15 protein-coding genes are annotated in these 16,101 nt (G+C 71.8%); 13 read left to right on the forward strand and 2 right to left on the reverse strand.

Annotated features, from left to right (window positions below; genetic code table 11):
• The first annotated feature begins 17 nt into the window (after window positions 1-17).
• From ND450_RS19160 to ND450_RS19205, 10 genes are read left to right on the forward strand one after another with little or no spacing between them, the layout of a single operon-like run.
• Window positions 18-848 carry a hypothetical protein gene (locus ND450_RS19160; RefSeq protein WP_253327430.1) on the forward strand — a complete coding sequence of 277 codons (831 nt, stop codon included), beginning with the start codon at window positions 18-20 and terminating at the stop codon, window positions 846-848.
• Complete coding sequence (locus ND450_RS19165; protein ID WP_253327431.1) at window positions 845-1,789, forward strand: polysaccharide deacetylase family protein; 945 nt, start codon at window positions 845-847, stop codon at window positions 1,787-1,789. Before ND450_RS19160 ends, ND450_RS19165 begins: the two co-directional genes overlap by 4 nt.
• Window positions 1,780-2,952 carry an O-antigen ligase gene (locus ND450_RS19170; protein WP_253327432.1) on the forward strand — a complete coding sequence of 391 codons (1,173 nt, stop codon included), beginning with the start codon at window positions 1,780-1,782 and terminating at the stop codon, window positions 2,950-2,952. The genes ND450_RS19165 and ND450_RS19170 overlap by 10 nt, the downstream gene beginning before the upstream one ends.
• Window positions 2,934-3,968 (forward strand): glycosyltransferase, encoded by a 1,035-nt coding sequence (locus ND450_RS19175; protein ID WP_253327433.1) that lies wholly within the window; start codon window positions 2,934-2,936, stop codon window positions 3,966-3,968. The genes ND450_RS19170 and ND450_RS19175 overlap by 19 nt, the downstream gene beginning before the upstream one ends.
• The gene (locus tag ND450_RS19180; RefSeq protein ID WP_253327434.1) at window positions 3,965-4,816 is read left to right on the forward strand and encodes a hypothetical protein; all 852 of its coding nucleotides are present in this window, start codon (window positions 3,965-3,967) and stop codon (window positions 4,814-4,816) included. The genes ND450_RS19175 and ND450_RS19180 overlap by 4 nt, the downstream gene beginning before the upstream one ends.
• A complete protein-coding gene (locus ND450_RS19185; RefSeq protein WP_253327435.1) occupies window positions 4,813-4,953 on the forward strand; it encodes a hypothetical protein in 141 nt (46 codons plus the stop codon). Before ND450_RS19180 ends, ND450_RS19185 begins: the two co-directional genes overlap by 4 nt.
• Window positions 4,950-6,200: a glycosyltransferase family 87 protein gene (locus ND450_RS19190; RefSeq protein WP_253327436.1), complete on the forward strand. Its 1,251-nt coding sequence runs from the start codon at window positions 4,950-4,952 to the stop codon at window positions 6,198-6,200. Before ND450_RS19185 ends, ND450_RS19190 begins: the two co-directional genes overlap by 4 nt.
• Complete coding sequence (locus tag ND450_RS19195) at window positions 6,149-7,597, forward strand: oligosaccharide flippase family protein (protein ID WP_253327437.1); 1,449 nt, start codon at window positions 6,149-6,151, stop codon at window positions 7,595-7,597. Before ND450_RS19190 ends, ND450_RS19195 begins: the two co-directional genes overlap by 52 nt.
• Window positions 7,594-8,661: a glycosyltransferase gene (locus tag ND450_RS19200; protein ID WP_253327438.1), complete on the forward strand. Its 1,068-nt coding sequence runs from the start codon at window positions 7,594-7,596 to the stop codon at window positions 8,659-8,661. Before ND450_RS19195 ends, ND450_RS19200 begins: the two co-directional genes overlap by 4 nt.
• A complete protein-coding gene (locus tag ND450_RS19205; RefSeq protein ID WP_253327439.1) occupies window positions 8,658-9,755 on the forward strand; it encodes a glycosyltransferase family 4 protein in 1,098 nt (365 codons plus the stop codon). Before ND450_RS19200 ends, ND450_RS19205 begins: the two co-directional genes overlap by 4 nt.
• Here the strand turns inward: ND450_RS19205 and ND450_RS19210 are convergent.
• Window positions 9,736-10,971: a putative glycoside hydrolase family 15 protein gene (locus ND450_RS19210; RefSeq protein WP_371927731.1), complete on the reverse strand. Its 1,236-nt coding sequence runs from the start codon at window positions 10,969-10,971 to the stop codon at window positions 9,736-9,738. The genes ND450_RS19205 and ND450_RS19210 overlap by 20 nt on opposite strands.
• Window positions 10,950-12,392 (reverse strand): sugar transferase, encoded by a 1,443-nt coding sequence (locus tag ND450_RS19215; RefSeq protein WP_253327441.1) that lies wholly within the window; start codon window positions 12,390-12,392, stop codon window positions 10,950-10,952. The genes ND450_RS19210 and ND450_RS19215 overlap by 22 nt, the downstream gene beginning before the upstream one ends.
• A 237-nt stretch (window positions 12,393-12,629) precedes the next feature.
• On the opposite strand from ND450_RS19215, the gene ND450_RS19220 reads away from it, so the two are divergent.
• Genes ND450_RS19220 through ND450_RS19230 form a run of 3 tightly spaced genes read left to right on the forward strand, consistent with a single transcriptional unit; the run spans window position 12,630 to window position 15,720 of the window.
• Complete coding sequence (locus ND450_RS19220) at window positions 12,630-13,454, forward strand: glycosyltransferase (RefSeq protein ID WP_253327442.1); 825 nt, start codon at window positions 12,630-12,632, stop codon at window positions 13,452-13,454.
• Entirely contained in the window at window positions 13,454-14,788 is a 1,335-nt protein-coding gene (locus tag ND450_RS19225) for an NAD(P)/FAD-dependent oxidoreductase (RefSeq protein ID WP_253327443.1), read from the forward strand. Before ND450_RS19220 ends, ND450_RS19225 begins: the two co-directional genes overlap by 1 nt.
• Window positions 14,764-15,720 carry a lysyl oxidase family protein gene (locus ND450_RS19230; RefSeq protein ID WP_253327444.1) on the forward strand — a complete coding sequence of 319 codons (957 nt, stop codon included), beginning with the start codon at window positions 14,764-14,766 and terminating at the stop codon, window positions 15,718-15,720. Before ND450_RS19225 ends, ND450_RS19230 begins: the two co-directional genes overlap by 25 nt.
• The last annotated feature ends 381 nt before the right edge of the window (window positions 15,721-16,101 follow it).

Raw genomic sequence — 16,101 nt, forward strand, 5'->3', positions numbered from 1 at the left:
TCGTAGTGTGCGCGCTCATGTCCGGTCATCTGGCACTCGCTGTGTCCACTGTCCTGTACGGCCTGGGGATAGTCGCGCAGACCGTCGCCGCGCGGAGGGCCGATGAACGTCCCGGCGCCGGGGTGGGGCTGCTCGCCCGCCTCGCCTCGGATCGCCTGTACCTGCTGGGTTTCACCGGTCAGGTCGGCGGTTTCCTGTTCGCGTTCCTGGCTCGCGAGGAACTCCCCCTGTACCTGGTGCAGGCGGGCTCGTCGTCCGCGGTCGGCCTCGCCACCGTGATCGGCGTGCTGCTGCTCGGCTGGCGGATCCGGCACGTCGAGATCGCGGTGCTGGCGGTGATGGCGTGCGGCCTGCTGTTGCTGACGGGTGCCGCGGCGCCGTCCGAGGCCCGTGAGCTCCCGCTGGTGCCGGCGCTGGCCGTGCTGGGGGTGCTGACGCTCGCGGTGCTGCCACTGGCACGGGTCTTCAAAACGCTGACGCCGGTGCTCGCCGGTGTCGCGTTCGCCGTCGTGGCGGTGGCCGCGCGCAACGTCTCCGGCAAGCCGCTGCTCGACCTGGTGCTGCACCCGCTCACGTGGGTGATGGTGATCGCCGCGTTCGTCGGGCAGGCGTGCCTCGCGACGGCGTTGCAGCGCGGTTCGGCCACCTCCGCGGTGGCGTCGATGGACGCGACCAGCGTCGTGCTCGGGGCGGCCGCCGGGCTCGCGGTGATGGGCGACCGGATCACGCCCGGCCGCGAGTGGTGGGTCGCGCTGGGGATCCTGCTCGTCGTGTCCGGTGTGCTGGTGCTCGGGTCCGCCGCGCGCAGGCCCGCCGCCGAGCTCGTGTCCGCCAGAGGTGAGCGGTGAAGCCCGTCGCCAGCGTGTCGCTGGACCTCGACAACCTCTGGGCGTACCTGCGCACGCACGGCGACCCGCGCTGGGAGAGCAGGCCGAGCTTCCTGCCGTCCGCGGTGCCGAGGCTGCTGGACGTCTTCGGCGAACAGCGCCTGACCACCACGGTCTTCGTCGTCGGCGCGGACGCGGAACGCGACGACGGCGCCGAGGCGGTGTCGTCGCTCGTGACCGCGGGGCACGAGATCGCGAACCACTCGTTCTGGCACCAGCCGTGGCTGCACCGGTTCTCCGACGAGGAGGTCGAGAAGGAGGTCATGCGCGCCGAGGAGGCGATCATGGCCGCCGGGGCGCCGCGACCCGTCGGGTTCCGCGGGCCCGGCTACAGCGTCACGCCCGCGTTGCTCGACGTGCTCGCGCGGCGCGGGTACGTCTACGACGCCAGCGTGCTGCCGACGTGGATCGGCCCGCTAGCCCGCGCCTACCACAACCGGACCGCCGGATCGACCGACGGCGGCGAGGACCTGTTCGGCGGGTTCGGCAAGGTCAAGGCGCCCAACACGGCGTTCCGCTGGCGCGGCAACGGGGTCGTCGAGCTGCCGGTGACGACCATGCCGTTGCTGCGGGTGCCGATCCACGGCGCCTACCTGTTGCAGCTGCACCAGATCTCGCCCCGGCTGGCCCGCGGCTACTTCCGCACGGCGCTGCGGTTGTGCTTGGCGCGCAGGGTCTCCCCGTCGTTGCTGCTGCACCCGACCGACGTGCTGTCCGGCACCGAGGCGCCCGGGATGGAGTTCTTCCCCGGCATGGCCGTGCCCGGCGCCGAGAAGGTCGCGCTGCTCGGGTGGGTTTTGTCGTTGCTGCGCAGGCACTTCGACGTCGTCGGCACCGGCGAGCACGTCGAGCGCGTCACGGGTTCCCGGTTGCGCGAACGGGATCCCGTCGCATGTGGCTGACGGTCCTGCTGCGCGTCCTCGCCTGCGGCACGGTCGCACTGGCCCCGCTGGAGGGGTACCTGCTGCAGGTGCACGGGCAGTCGGCCAAGGTCGTGCCCGCTCTGCTGATCGGCGTGTGGCTGTTCTCCCTGTACCGGCACCGGCGGCTGCCCGCGCCGCACCCGCTGCACCTGGTGATCGCGTTGCTGGCCGTGGTGCTGCTCGCGACCTCCGCGGTGCACGTGGCCGAGCCGTTCACGCTGGAGTACCTGGTGCGGTGGCTGCCGTTCCTGGTCATCGCGGTGGTGCTCGCCGATGTGGCCGCGCGGGAGGTGCCGGTCCGCGCGCTCCTCGCGGCGGCGGTCGCCGGCGCGGTCGTCGCGGCCGCGGGCGGGTTGCTGAGCCTGGTGGGCGGGTCGCTGCGCGCCACCGGGCCGGTGGAGGACCCCAACGACCTGGCGTTCTTCCTCGTGGCGGCGTTGCCGTTGCTGGTCGCGCTCCCCGCTCGCGGCCGGTCGCGGGTCGTGTCGCTGGTGCTGGGCGCGGTGCTCGTGGCCGGTGCCGCGGCGACGTTCTCCCGGGGCGGCGGGCTCGCCTTGGCGTGCGCGCTGGTGTGGCTGGTCGCCCGGCGCGGCATCCCGGTGCGCGCGGTGGCCGTGACGGCCGCCGTCGCGGGCGTGGCGGCACTGGTGTTCGCCTCGGCCGCGCAGGCCGAGCTGTCACGGGCGTTGCAGGAGAAGAGCCACATCGCGGGCACCAACGCCGACACCAGGGTGCTGCGGTGGCAGGCGGCCTCCCGGATGCTGGCCGACGACCCGGTGCTGGGGGTCGGGCCCGGCGGGTTCCGCCAGGAGTACGCGGCGGCCGGGCACAACGCGGAGATCGACGAGCAGACCCCGGTGGCGCACAACATGTTCCTAGAGGTCGCCGCCGAGCTCGGCGTTCCCGGCTTCGCGCTGCTGATCGCGTTCGTCGCCATCGGTTTCGTGGCGAGCGAACGGGCGTTGCGCCGCGGGGCGGACCGGCGTGAGGCCGTCGCCGTGCAGGCGGCGCTGATCGCCGTGCTGATCGCCTCGATCTTCCTGTCCGAGCAGTACTACCTGCCGCTGTGGTCGCTCGTCGCCCTCGCCGTCGCGATCGAGCAGCGTTCACTGAAGGAGAGTCGATGCGCGTTCTCCACGTGATCAGCGAGATGGGCGCGGGCGGCGCGGAGGCGCTCGTGGCCGGCATGGCCCTCGCGGGCGGCGACGTCGGCTGGGAGTCCGCGGTCGCGAGCGGCCCCGGGTTCCGCCTCGAGCCGGTGCGGGCCGGTGGTGTTCCCACGTTCGACGTGCCGGTGGCGCGCCGCTCGCCGCTCGGTGTGCTGCGCGCGACGTGGGCGGTCCGGGTGGCCGTGCGCCGCTTCCGGCCCGACGTCGTGCTGGCGCACAACGTCTCCGCCTCGCTCGTCGCCCGGCTCGCCGCCGCGCGCAGGCCCGTCGTGACGGTGTTCCACGGCGTGGCCGAGGCGGACGTGCCCGGTGCGGTGCGGGTGCTGAACCGGGTGTCGTCGACGGTCGTGGCCGTCGCCTCCGCCGCCGCGGCCAAGCTGACCGGCGCCGGACTCCGGTCCGTGGTCGTGATCCCGAACGCCGTGTTCCCCACTCCCCCGTCGGCCGGCCGCGCGACCGTGCGCGCCCGGCTCGGAACGCCTCCGGACGTGCCGGTCGCGCTGTGCCCGGCCCGGCTGGAACCGCAGAAGCGGCACGACGTGCTGCTCGACGCGTGGGCCCAGGTCCCCGGTGACGCCGAGCTGTGGCTCGCGGGCGACGGCAGCCTGCGTTCCGAACTGGAGTCGCGCGCCGACGGCCGGGTCCGCTTCCTGGGCACCCGCACCGACGTGCGCGACCTGCTGGAGGCGGCCGACGTCACCGTGCTCACCAGCGACTGGGAGGGCATGCCGATCGCGCTGCTCGAGTCGCTCGCGGCGGGCCGGCCCGTCGTCGCGTCCGATGTGGACGGTGTGCGCGAGGTGCTGTCCGGCGGGGGCGGGGTCCTGGTGCCCCGCCGCGACCCCGCGCGGACCGCGAAGGCGCTGCGCGGCCTGCTCCAGTCCCCCGCGGCGCGTTCGGTGGCCGCCTCGCACGACGGCTCGGCCGACGCGCACACGTTGATGAAGTCCTACGACGAACTGCTTCGTACCGTCCTGGAGGGACGATGAAGGCTCCCAGAGCTGTGCTGGAAGGCGTGCTGGCCGCCGTGCTGGTCGGCGCGGCCGTGCTGCTGGCCGTGGCGATGCGCGACGGCGTGACCGAGGGAAGGCTGACGCTGCTCGCGACCCCCGTCGCGGCCGACAGCGCCCAGTTCGGCGAGGTCACCTCGCTCGCCGCACCGGCCGTGGTGCAACTGGTCCGCAGCCCGTCCGTGCTGGACGCGGCGGCCGGGGCGGCGGGCACGACGCCCGAGCGCCTGGCCGACGCCATCGCGGTCGAGCTGGTCCCGGCGTCCGGCGTGGCCCGCATCTCGGTGCGCGCGGACTCCGCGGACCACGCCTCGGCGGCGGTCACGGCGGTGGCGCGGGCCGTGGTCGAGGCGGACCTGCTCGCCCCGGCCGCCCGCTTCCGCCTGGTCGACCCGCGCCCCGAGACCACGCAGGTGTCTCCGGACTGGCGCCTCGCCACCGGACTCGCCCTGGTCGCCGCGGTGATCGCGGGAGTCGCCGTGGTGGCGCTGCGCCGCCTGCGGGGCAACGTCCGGACGTCGCTCGCCGCCGCGGGGATCGGCCACCCGGTCGTCGTGGCCGCCGATGACGACCCCGGCCTGACCGAGCGGCTCGCGGCGCTGTGCGTGGCGGCGGCACGGCCGGTGCGGGTGCTGCCGGTGAGCCCGTCGCTGGTGGAGCGGGCGGAGGCGCTCGCGCGGGCGTTGCCGGACAAGGCCTCCGAGCCTGCGGACGGCACGGCGGTGATCGCCGTCGCGTCCGGTGACCGGGCGCGGCGCGGTGACCTGGCCACGGCGCTGGCGGTGCTGCCCGCGTCCTCGGTGCTGGTGGCGGTGGTGCTGGCGTGACGCTCTCCTCGCGCTGGGCGGCGCTCCTGCGCAGCGACAGCATCCCCGCGGTGCTCGCCGCGGTGGGCTTCGCGGTGCTGGCCGCGGTCGTCGCGCTCGCCTCGGCCGCCGTCGTGGTGGCGGTGATGCCGGAATGATCGCCACGACCGACCGGGCGGGCCTCGCCAGGACCCTCGGCGTCGCCCTGGTCGCCCTCGCCGGCGCCCTCAGCGCGTTCCGCGCCCTCAAGCCCTCGTGGGAGGTCCCGCTCCCCACGGAGCAGAACCTCCCCGAAGAACGCATGCAGGACTTCCGGGACGCGCTCTACTTCCCCGTCCGCGAGTTCCTGGGCGGCGGCAACCCGTACGACCCGGCGGTGATGTTCGACCACTGGCCGGTGCGGCAGAACTTCAACCTCTACCAGCCCTACCACCTGGTGCTGCACCTGCCGTTCGCACTGCCGGAGTACCGGGTGGGCGCGGTGGCGTTCGCCCTGGCGTGCCTGGTGCTGCTCGTCGGCCTCGCGGTCATGGCCGCGAACGGCGCCCGGCTGCCGGTCGTCGCGGGCGGCGTCGTGATCGCCACGCTGCTGGTGACGAGCCAGGTCGGCAAGGCGCAGATGTACATCGGCCAGGTCAACCCGCTGATCGCGGTCAGCGTGGCCGGGGCGTTGCTGGTGCGCACGAGGAGTCCCGGGTGGGCGGCCGCGGCACTGGCGCTGGCCTGGTTGAAGCCGCAGTTCGGGCTTCCGCTGGCGGTGCTGCTGTTCGTGCGCGGTGACCGCAGGGTCGCGCTCCTGGGAACCGGAATCGCGGCGCTGGCCAGCCTTCCCGTGGCGGCGTTGCTGGTCGTCCGAGGTGGTGGGGTCAGGGAGTTCCTCGACGTCATCTCCCGCAACCTCGAATGGGCGAGCAGCACCGGGTACGGCGCGGTCGACTCGATGACGGCGCAGCGCGTCGACCTGCCCGCGGTGTTCTTCCGCACGACCGGTTGGCTGCCGCCCGCCGCGGAACTGCTGGCGCTGTGCGGAGTTCTCGCGGTGACGGCACTGCTCGCTCGCCGGCTCGACCGGACCGAGAACGGCACCCCGGCGGCGGATCTGCTGGTGTGCCTCGGCATCGTGGTGGCGCTCGTGCACCAGCCGGGGGACGTGTTGATCGCGGTTCCGGCGTTGGTGGCGCTCGCGGTGGTGGCATGGAGGCGGCGCAAGGACAGCCACTGGCGGTGGGCCGGTGTCGCCGCACTGCTGGTCGTGGTTCCGTTCGCGCACCTGTACTTCGTCGACACGGTCGTCAAGAGCCTGCTCGGCGCGCGGGCGAGCGTCACGCTGGACGGGGTGGCGCTGGTGGCGGCGTGGCTGGTGCTCGCGGTGTTCGCGGTGCGGCACGTCCGGCGCGCCGCATGACGGACGTGGCGGTGCGGGGGTCGCTGTGGCTCTTCGCGGTCAACCTGGTGAGCAAGAGCAGCCAGATCGTGGTGACCCTCGCGCTCGCCCTGTTCCTCACCGAGGCCGATCTGGGCGCGGTGGCCCTGGTCGTGTCGATCGTCAACATCGGCCAGGTCGTCCAGGCGATGGGTGTCTACGACATCGTCAGCCGCACGACCCGCGATCCCCTCACCACGGCCGGAACGGTGCTCACGATGAGCGTCGCGGCGGGCGCGGTGCTCGCCGCGGTGCTCGTCGCCACCGCCGGCCCGCTCGCCGCCGCGCTCGGGGCTCCGGACGCGGCCGGGATGCTGCGGCTCGCGGCGCTCACCCTGCCGTTCACCGCGGCGGGCGGGGTGCAGATGGCGTTGATGCACCGGGACCTCGACTTTCGGCGCCGCATGCTCCCCGACGCGGGCGGCATGCTCCTCGGCGCCGCGGTCACCGTCACGCTGGCAGCGCAGGGAACCGGCCCCTCGGCACTCGTCTGGGGCCTGCTGTGCACCGCGGTCGCCCAGCCCGTGCTGGCCGCCGTGGCCGGAGCGCGGATCCGTCCGGTGTGGGACCGCGACGCCGCGGCGGAGGCGACCCGCTGGCTGGTGGTCGTGGGGCCGGGGGCGTTGATCGCGGTGCTGCTGATCAACGTCGACTACCTCGCGATCGGGCACGTGCTCGGGCCGCAGGCGGTGGGCGGCTACAGCCTCGCCTTCCGCATCGCCTGGGTGCCGTACATCATGATCGCGGTCGTGCTGGGCGGGGTGCTGTTCCCGATCTGCGCCGAACTCGTCCGGAGTGGACGGTCCGACCAGCTCCCGAACACGTTGGGGCGCTTCACCACCGCAACGCTGGTGATCACCGGCGGCCTCTACACGACGGTCGCGTTGTCCGCCCACGGGATCGTGGTCCTCGGCGAGCAGTGGGCCGGCGCGGCACGGCTCCTCGCCCTCCTCTGCGGCTACGGGTTCGGTCTCGGCCTGCTGCACGTCTGGTACCAGGTGATCAGGGCCGCCGGCCACGCCCGCCAGTACCTCGCCCTCGAAGCCACCCACCTCGTCCTGCTGCTGACCGCGCTGGTGTTCACCACCGGGCACGGCCCGGCGGCGGTCGCGATCACCCAGGTGACCGTCGTGTGGCTGCTGGTCCCGGTGACCTGGCTGGTGCTCCGGCGCAACGGCCTCGCGTTCCCCTTCCCGGTACGGGCGATCTCGAGCGTCGGCGGCGCGGCGGCGGCGTGCTGGGCCATCAGCGTCCTCCTGCCCGGCAGCACCGGCCTCGCGGGCCTCGTCACCACCGGGCTCGTGCTGCTCACCGCCTACTGCGCGATCACCCTCCCCCTGAACCGCACCGTCCTCATCGGACTGAAGGAGCGCGCGTGAAGATCGTCCACGTGACGCAGCCGGTCGAGGCCGGTGTCGCCGTCGTGGTCCTGGCCCTCGCCAGGGCCCAGCGGGAACGGGGCTGGGACGTCAGCATCGCCTGCCCGGACACGGGATGGCTGCCGGAACGAGCTCACAAAGCCGGGATCCCACTGCTCCCCTGGCAGGCGACCCGCAGCCCCGGGCCCCGCACCGCGCTGGAACTCAGGGCCCTGCGGAAGATCCTGCGGCGGCTGAACCCGGACGTCGTCCACCTGCACAGCTCGAAAGCCGGTCTGGCGAGGCTCGTCGTGCGCAACGGCGTCCCCACGATCTTCCAGCCGCACCTGTGGTCGTTCCGCGTCGCCACCGGAGTGCTGAGCAGGGCCTGCCGGTTCTGGGAAGCGCAGGCCTCCCGCTGGACGAGCCTGCTCCTCTGCGTCAGCGACGACGAGCTGAAGGCCGGCCGGGAAGCCGAGGTCACCGCACGAGCCGAGGTCGTCTGCAACGGCGTCGACACCGGAAGGCTGACCCCGCGGGCCAAGACGAACGACACCCCCACGGCGGTGTGCGTCGGCAGGCTGGCCCACCAGAAGGGCCAGGACCTGCTGCTGGAAGCCTGGCCCCACGTGCTCGGGAAGGTCCCGGACGCCGAACTGCTGATCGTCGGCGACGGTCCGATGGCGGCACAACTGCAAGCACGGCACCACCCCCACGTGCGCTGGCACGGCCACAGCGACGCCGTCCACACCCACTACGCCGAGGCCGACGTCGTGGTCCTGCCGTCCCGCGCCGAGGGCATGGCGCTGGTGCCGCTGGAAGCCATGGCGTGCGGGCGCCCGGTCGTCGCGTTCGACGTCGAGGGAGTCGCGCAGAGCATCGGCGACGCGGGCGAAGTGGTGCCCCCCGGCGACGTGAAGGCGTTGGCGCAAGCGGTTGCGCTGAGGCTCGCCGACCCCGAACTCGCCGCGGCGGAGGGGAAACGGGGCCGGCAGAGGGCCGAGACCCTGTTCGACCGCGACCGCATGACCGACCAGATCGTGACGCTCACCGCGAGGCTCGTCACCGAGGAAGGACGACGATGACACGGATCGCCTACCTGCTCACCCAGGACAGCGGTGGCCCGGTGGACGTGACGGTGCGCCTGGCCGCCGCGCTGGCCGAGTCGGGTGAGGCGGAGGTGCGCGTCTTCGGCCCGCGGCCGAGGCGCGGCGCCGAGCTGATCGACCCGTTCTTCGAAGAGACCCTGGTCGTGCGCAAGGGGGACATGGCCGCCGCGAGGCAGGCCCGCGCGGCCATCAAGGCGTGGCGCCCGGACCTCGTGCACGCCCAGGACCGCCGCTCAGGACTGGTCAGCGCGCCTCTCGCCACCACCGGCACCAAGATCGTGCACACCTACCACGGCGTGCCGGACGACGTGGCCGAGCCGTGGTTCCGCAACGTCCGCGGCGCCACCCCTCCCCCGGCCTACACCAGGGCGGTGCTGGCCGCCGACGCCGCCGTCGCCCGCGTCGTGCACCGCACGGTCGTCCCCGCCAGGGAGATGGGCAGGTTCCTGCGCGAACGCCTCTACGTGCCACCGCACCGCATGACGCACATCGACAACTGCGTGGAGGTCGGCGCCGCGAACCCGCCCGCCCGGCCGGTGCGCAAACTGATCTTCGTGGGCCTGCTCGTCGAGCGCAAAGGTCTGCTGGACCTGCTGGACGCGCTCGAGACCACAATGCCGCGGGACGCGACGCTCACGATCGTCGGCGACGGTCCACAAAGGTCTCAGGCGGAGGGCCGCGTCACGCGCAGGGGTCTCGGGGACAGGGTCCGGTTCCTGGGGTTCCGCGGCGACGTCCCCGAACTGCTGCTCGGCCACGACGCCCTGGTGCTGCCGTCCACGATGGAGCAGCAGCCGCTCGTGGTCGCGGAGGCGATGGCGGCGGGCAAACCCGTCGTCGCCACCGACACCGGCGGGGTCGCGGACATGCTGGGCATCCCCGGCGACGACTGCCCGAAGCCCGGTGACGTGCCCGCGCTCGCCGCACGGCTGAAGGAGCTCTTCGCGGATCCCGATCCCGCGAGCACCGGGGACCGGCTCGCCACGAGGGCACGGGAGCGGTTCACCCCGGAGGTCTGCGCCCGCAGGCACCTCGACCTCTACCGCAGGCTCACCGCCGCGGACCGTTGACCAGCACCACGGCGTCGGCGGCCGGCAGGTCGAGCTGGGGCGGCACCGGTTCGCCGCGCAGCGTCACGAGGCCCGGCGGAGGCGTCAGCAGCACGGACGTCTTCGTCGGGTTCACGGCCACCCAGCCGTTAGAGTAGCGGCGGTTCCACACCCCGCTCGGCAGCCGGTTCGCCGTCTCGACCGCCTCGCCGAGCCGCGCGTCCTGGTACGTCGACCAGTACGGGTTCTTGTAGTCGGGCTGGGCCCTGGTCCAGCAGGTGTGCGGACTCGCGAGGAGCGCGGCCGAGGCGTACCCGACCCGCTCCTCCCTGTCCGACTTCGTGTGCGTGATCAGCAGCAGCCACGACTCGCCGAGCGCGGCCTGGGCGCGCTGCTCCTTGAACTGGTTGCCCTGGAACGTGATCAGCTCGCCGGTGCCGTCGTCGCCCCGCAGGCCGAAGTTCTCCTCCATCGCGCCCGCGTACCGGGAGTGCGCCGACCACCGCCCCGGTGTCAGCTGCGACTCCGAGACGTTGGGGACGAGCATCTTCCCCGCCTTCTCCAGGGCGTCGCCGGTCAGTTCGAGCATGCCGTCGAGGCCGTCGCGCAGCAGCCGGTCCGAGCCCGCGGCGTCGGCGGTGCCCGCGATCACGGACGGCGAGTAGTACTTGAGGGAGCTGAAGTCGTTGTCCGCCAGCACGCCGTCCCAGCCCTCGCGCAGCACCTCGCTGACCACGGCGTCCGCCCAGGCCTTCTGGTAGGCCGGGTCCCACACCGTCATCTGCCAGTGCTTCGGGTAGCCGTCCCACTCGATGCGCTGCCCGAGCGTGCTGATCGCGAACCACCCCGGCGTGCGCTCCGCGGCGTTGTACCCGATCCCGGTCGGCAGGTACTGGGCGTCGCGGTCGCCCTCGACCGCGCCGTTGTAGTTGCGGGTGCTGGAGAAGTCCTTGTAAACCAGCACCTTGACCTTGGGGTTGAGCTCGTGGAGTTTCCGCATGGCGGCCGTCTCCCACGCGTTGAGCACCACGACGTCGTAGTGCTTCGCGGCGGCTCTGATCTCCCACGCCGAGGGCGAGTCGCCGATGCCGTACCACCAGGCGCAGGGGGCCAGGGCCTTCGGGATCGGCCCCGTGATGATCGGGTCCGACTCGGCGGCGCTGACCGCACATGCACTCGAAAGAAGTACGAGGGCGACAACGGCGAATCGACGAATCAGCGATTTCTCCGACAACACAACTCACCCGCTGTCATCAGTAGAATCCTCAGGTCAAGCCACAACGACCAATTCGCGATGTAGTAGTTGTCGTACCGAGACCTGTCGGCGATGGAAGTGTCACCTCGCAGTCCGTGCACCTGAGCGAGTCCCGTCAAGCCGGTCGGAACGCGATGGCGCGCCCAATATAGCTCGTGAATAGCGGAAAACTCGCGAACGAAACCGGGACGCTCCGGGCGTGGCCCGACGACGCACATGTCGCCGCGCAGCACGTTCCACAACTGGGGCAGCTCGTCGAGCGACGTGCGGCGCAGGAACCGGCCGACCGGCCCGACCCGCGAGTCGCCGACGACCGACCACGTGGACTGCGAGTCGTCCTCACCCGTCTGCCGGACGCTGCGGATCTTGTAGAGCGTGAACGTGCGGTCGTCCATGCCCACGCGGACCTGCCGGAAGAACAGCGGCCGGCCGCTCTCGACCAGCACCGCGAGCGCGCACAGCCCGATCACCGGCGAGAGCACGACCAGCGCGAACGCCGCCAGCACGAGGTCGGCGGCGCGCTTGATCCACCAGGTCGGCCTGCTGGTCGGCGCGGTGCCGAGGCGCATCAGCGGGTAGCTGCGCAGCCGTTCGATGCCGGGGCCGTCCGGGTGCAGCTCGTACATGCGGGGCACGACGAGCGTCGAGCAGCCGAGCCGGTGCGCGGTGATCGCGGCCTCGACCAGCGGTGAGTCGCGGGTGTGGGAGAACGCGAGCACGACGGTGCCCGCCTTGAGCCGGACGATCGCGTCGGCCAGGTCGCCCTCGACCACCTCGAGCAGCGGCGGCCGCCGGTCGGGATCGGGCCCGGAGTCGGCGAACGCGACGGGCCGCAAGCCGAACTGGGGGTGCTCCAGCATGGTCTTGGCGAGGTTCACGCCGACCTCGCCCGCTCCGACGATGATCGTGCGGTCGCAGCGGTCGAACCGGCGCCGGCACCACCGCCCGAACGCGAAGACCGCCCACCTCACGGGCTCGATGACCAGCGCGAACTCGATCATCGCCCACTGCGCGCCGGAGAGGGCGGCCTGGTCGGAGCCGCCGACCAGGCCCGCGCCGGACAGCAGCGCGAAGGCCAGCGCGGTGCTCGCGGCGGACCGGGGCAGGTCCTGCAACCACGACAGCCACAGCCGCCGCCGGTAGAGCCGCCACGTCCCCCTGATCGTGACCACCGAGGCCACGACCGCGGTGCTCCAGCCCCACCCCAGGCCGTGCCGCACGCACACCACGGCGAGCGCCGCGAGGTCCGCGAAGGCGAGCAGGACAGCGACCGCGTTCACCCGGCTGAGCACGTCGCGGCCCACGGAGGACGGCTTGAGGGGCCGTTGCGCGGGCCGCAGGAGCTCAGCCTCGTGGGTGAGGAGCGGGTCTGCTGGAACGGCAACCGCCGAGAATCGCCTCATGGAAGATCATCCGATCGAAGGAGTTAGAGCCGCGAGAGTGCACGAAAGAGTGAATGAGCGCTGAGAAATCATCTCTTCAGGTATCAATATCCCTCTTCGGTGTCACGCGTGAACGCGAATGGTGAGGTTTCGACGTTGTTCCTGCCCTGAACTCACCCAGGGCCGCCTCCAAGCTTTAGCACGCGGTGTCAATAATTCACGCCACCAACCACGAGCCACCGAAGAGGGGGCGCCAGAGTGAGAGTCGACGAACACGGCATCCGGCATTCGGCCGGTGAGCCCGTCGCCATCGTGCAGAAACCGATCAGCACGTGCGGCGACGTCCACGTCGTCCTGCCCGCCTACAACGAGGCCGTGGCGCTCCCGTCGCTGCTGGCGCGCATCGCGGGCACCGACCTCGCCCCCCGGATCACGGTCTGGGTCGTCGACGACGGCTCGTCCGACGGCACCGGGGCCTGCACGGCGGACGTGCGCGGGCTCGACGTCCGGCTGGTGACGCATCCGGTCAACCTCGGCCTGGGTCAGGCCGTCCAATCAGGACTGATGGCCGCGCTCGCCGAGGCTGCGCCCGACGACGTCCTGATCGTCATGGACGCCGACGACACGCACGACCCCGGTGTGTTCCCCGCGATGCTGGCCGAGGTCAAGGCCGGCGCGGACGTCGTGATCTGCTCCCGGTTCGTCGCGGGCGGCGACGACTCGACGGCCCCGCAGTGGCGGCGGCTGCTCTCGCGCGGTGCCCGCGTCGTGTTCGGCAAGGTGCTGCACTTCGACGGCGTCCAGGACTTCACGAGCGGCTTCCGCGCGTACCGGGTGAGCCTGCTGCGCCGGGCCGCCGCGCACTGGGGTGAGCGCCTCGTCGAGGAACGCGGGTTCGCCTGCATGGTCGAGCTGCTGCTGAAGCTGCGGCACTGCGGGCCGATCGTCAGCGAGATCCCGCTGCACCTGCGCTACGACCGCAAGCCGGGCGCCAGCAAGCTCCGGCTCGGTCGCACGCTCAAGCAGTACCTGCTCCTGCTCACGCGTGACCGCCTCGCGCCCGTTCCGTTCCGGAAGCTCTGATGCCCCAGCGCGTTGTCGTCGTCGGCGGGGGCATCTGCGGCCTCGCCACCGCCCACCGGCTCGCCCGCGAGGGCCTCGCCGTGACCCTCCTCGAGGCCAGTGACCAGCTCGGCGGCCTCGGCACGTTCTTCACCTCGCAGGGCCGTTCCGTGGAACGCTTCTACCACTGCGTGATGCCGACCGACGCGGCCCTGCTGGCGCTGCTGGACGAGGTCGGCCTGCGCGAGAGCGTCCAGTGGAACCCCACCACCATGGGCATGGTCGTCGAGGGCGAGCACCGCTCGTTCAACTCGGCGCTCGACCTGCTGGGGTTCCGCCCGCTGAGCTTCGCGGACCGGATCCGCTTCGGCGTGGTCTCGGTGCTGCTGCGCCGGTTGGGCAAGGGCAAGGACCTCGACAACCTGCGCACCGAGGACTGGCTGCGCGGCCTGTACGGCGACAGGATCTGGGAGCTGTTGCTCGCTCCTCTGTTCGGCGCGAAGTTCGGCTCCGCGTTCGGCGACGTGCCCGCGCTCTACGTGTGGCAGCGCCTGGGCCGCGAGAGCAACGAGTCGGTGCGCGGCTACCCGGCCGGTGGCTACAAGAGCGTGATCGACGCGCTTCAGGCGTCCATCGAGGCGCACGGCGGCGAGGTCCGGACCTCCGCTCCCGTCGGCAGGCTGGAGGCCTCGCAGGACCGCGTGCTGGTCACGCTGATCGACGGCGAGACGATCGAGGCGGACCACGCCGTCTCCACGGTCCCGCTGCCCGCGCTGCGGTCCATCGCAGACCCGGACCTCGCGCCGCGGCTGCCGGAGGTCCGGCTGCCGTACCAGGGTGTCGTCAACGCGTTGTTCTTCCTGCGCAAGCCTTTGTCCGGCCACTACTGGGCACCCGTGATCCGCTCGGGCACGGACTTCGACGGCGTGATCGAGATGACGCCGCTCACCGGCTCGGAGCGCTACGGCGACCGGCACCTCGTGTACGTCATGCACTACACGGACCGCGAGTCGGCGTTGTACCGCGAGGACTCGGACAGCATCGCCCGCCGCTGGACCGAGCAGCTGCTGAGCATCCACGAGGGACTGACGCCGGACGACGTCGACGAGGTGCGCGTGTTCAAGGCGCCGTTCGTCGAACCGGTGTACCCGCTGGGATATCTCGCGCAGCGCCCGCCCGTCGAGGTGCCCGGCACCCGGCTGCGGCTCGCCACCACGGCCCACGTCTACCCCAACGTCACGAGCTGGAACTCGAGCGTCGAGCTGTCCAACTCCGTGACGGACGCACTCCTGCGCGACGCCAGGAGTTCCTCGACCCAGGAGGACACCGCATGGTCAGCAGAATCGGCGCGGTGATCGCAGCACTGACGATCACCGCGGTCAACTTGGTCTCCTCGCAGCACGTCCAGGCCGATCCGGCCCCGCTGCTGCCCGATCTCCGCCAGGCGCCCATCGGCTGTCCCGGCGGGCACGACGGCGCGCCGCTGCTGTGCCGCGCCTGGGACGTCTGCCTCGTGGAGGACGCCTCGGCGCCGCGTGGCAAGTGCATGAACCGCGGTGGCAGGGCCCAGGCCGTGCGCCTGCGGTTCACCACCTCGATCGACAACGTCGGCGACGGCCCGCTGCTGCTGCACGCGCACCGCGACAGCACCGCCACCCCCACGATGAGGGTCCGGCAGGCGGTTCAGTCCGGTGTGGACGGTTCGATCGCCGGGTCGTACAACGAGGCCGGGCGCGAGACCAGTTCCAGCGCCTATTACGAGCCCGCGCCGACGCACACGCACTGGCACCTGCTCAACTTCGAGTACTTCCAGCTGCGCACACCCGACGGCGGCGTGGTCGTGACGGACCGCAAGAACGGCTTCTGCATCGGCGACCGGTACACGGTGTCGGACGACCTGGAGCACCGGCCGTCCGACCCGGAGAGCCCGGAAGGCAAGCTGGCACAACGACTTCGCGGTCACATGTGCGAGCACCACAACCCGTCCGCACTGGACGTGATGTTCGGGATCTCCGTCGGATCGGGCGACGACTACAAGTACGAGGTCGACTTCCAGTGGCTGGACCTCACGAACGTGAAGTCCGGCACCTACGACGTCGTGAACGTGGTGAACGCCGATCGCGCGTTGCTGGAGAAGAACTACGACAACAACGCGGCGTCGATCGCGATCTCGGTGCAGTGGCCGGGAGGCGCGGTGAATCCGCCCGCCACGATCGACGAGGCCCCTTCGGTCCGCATGATCCGCAGTTGTCCGGGCAAAGCGCGGTGCGCGAAGTCGCGCGGCTGATCAGTTCCCGAAACAACCCCGAACGGGGGTGTTCGCTCCGGCGGGCGCCCCCGTTTTCTTTTGTACCGGGACAAACGGGCGGGATGCGGATCTCGCTACCATATCGGCCGCCAACGACACAAACCTTACTCTGCGAAACCGACATCTGTTGCACATAGCACACCCATACGCGCAGACGCAATTGCGCTCAATGGCAGGCTCAAACACCCGAGTCAATAGACCGAGTGGTGCAATCTTCATCACAGTGGAGAGTGTCGTATGCAACCCCCTTGGCTCTTGACCTGGACATGTGGCCGCTTGAGAGAATTCACGGTGCGATTCCACCCCGTCAGGGATTGCAAGCCGACCTGATTCCCCGGCCGATCAGGAGTGCCCCATCTT

The organism is Lentzea sp. HUAS12 (assembly GCF_024125735.1).
Lineage (GTDB): Bacteria > Actinomycetota > Actinomycetes > Mycobacteriales > Pseudonocardiaceae > Lentzea > Lentzea albida.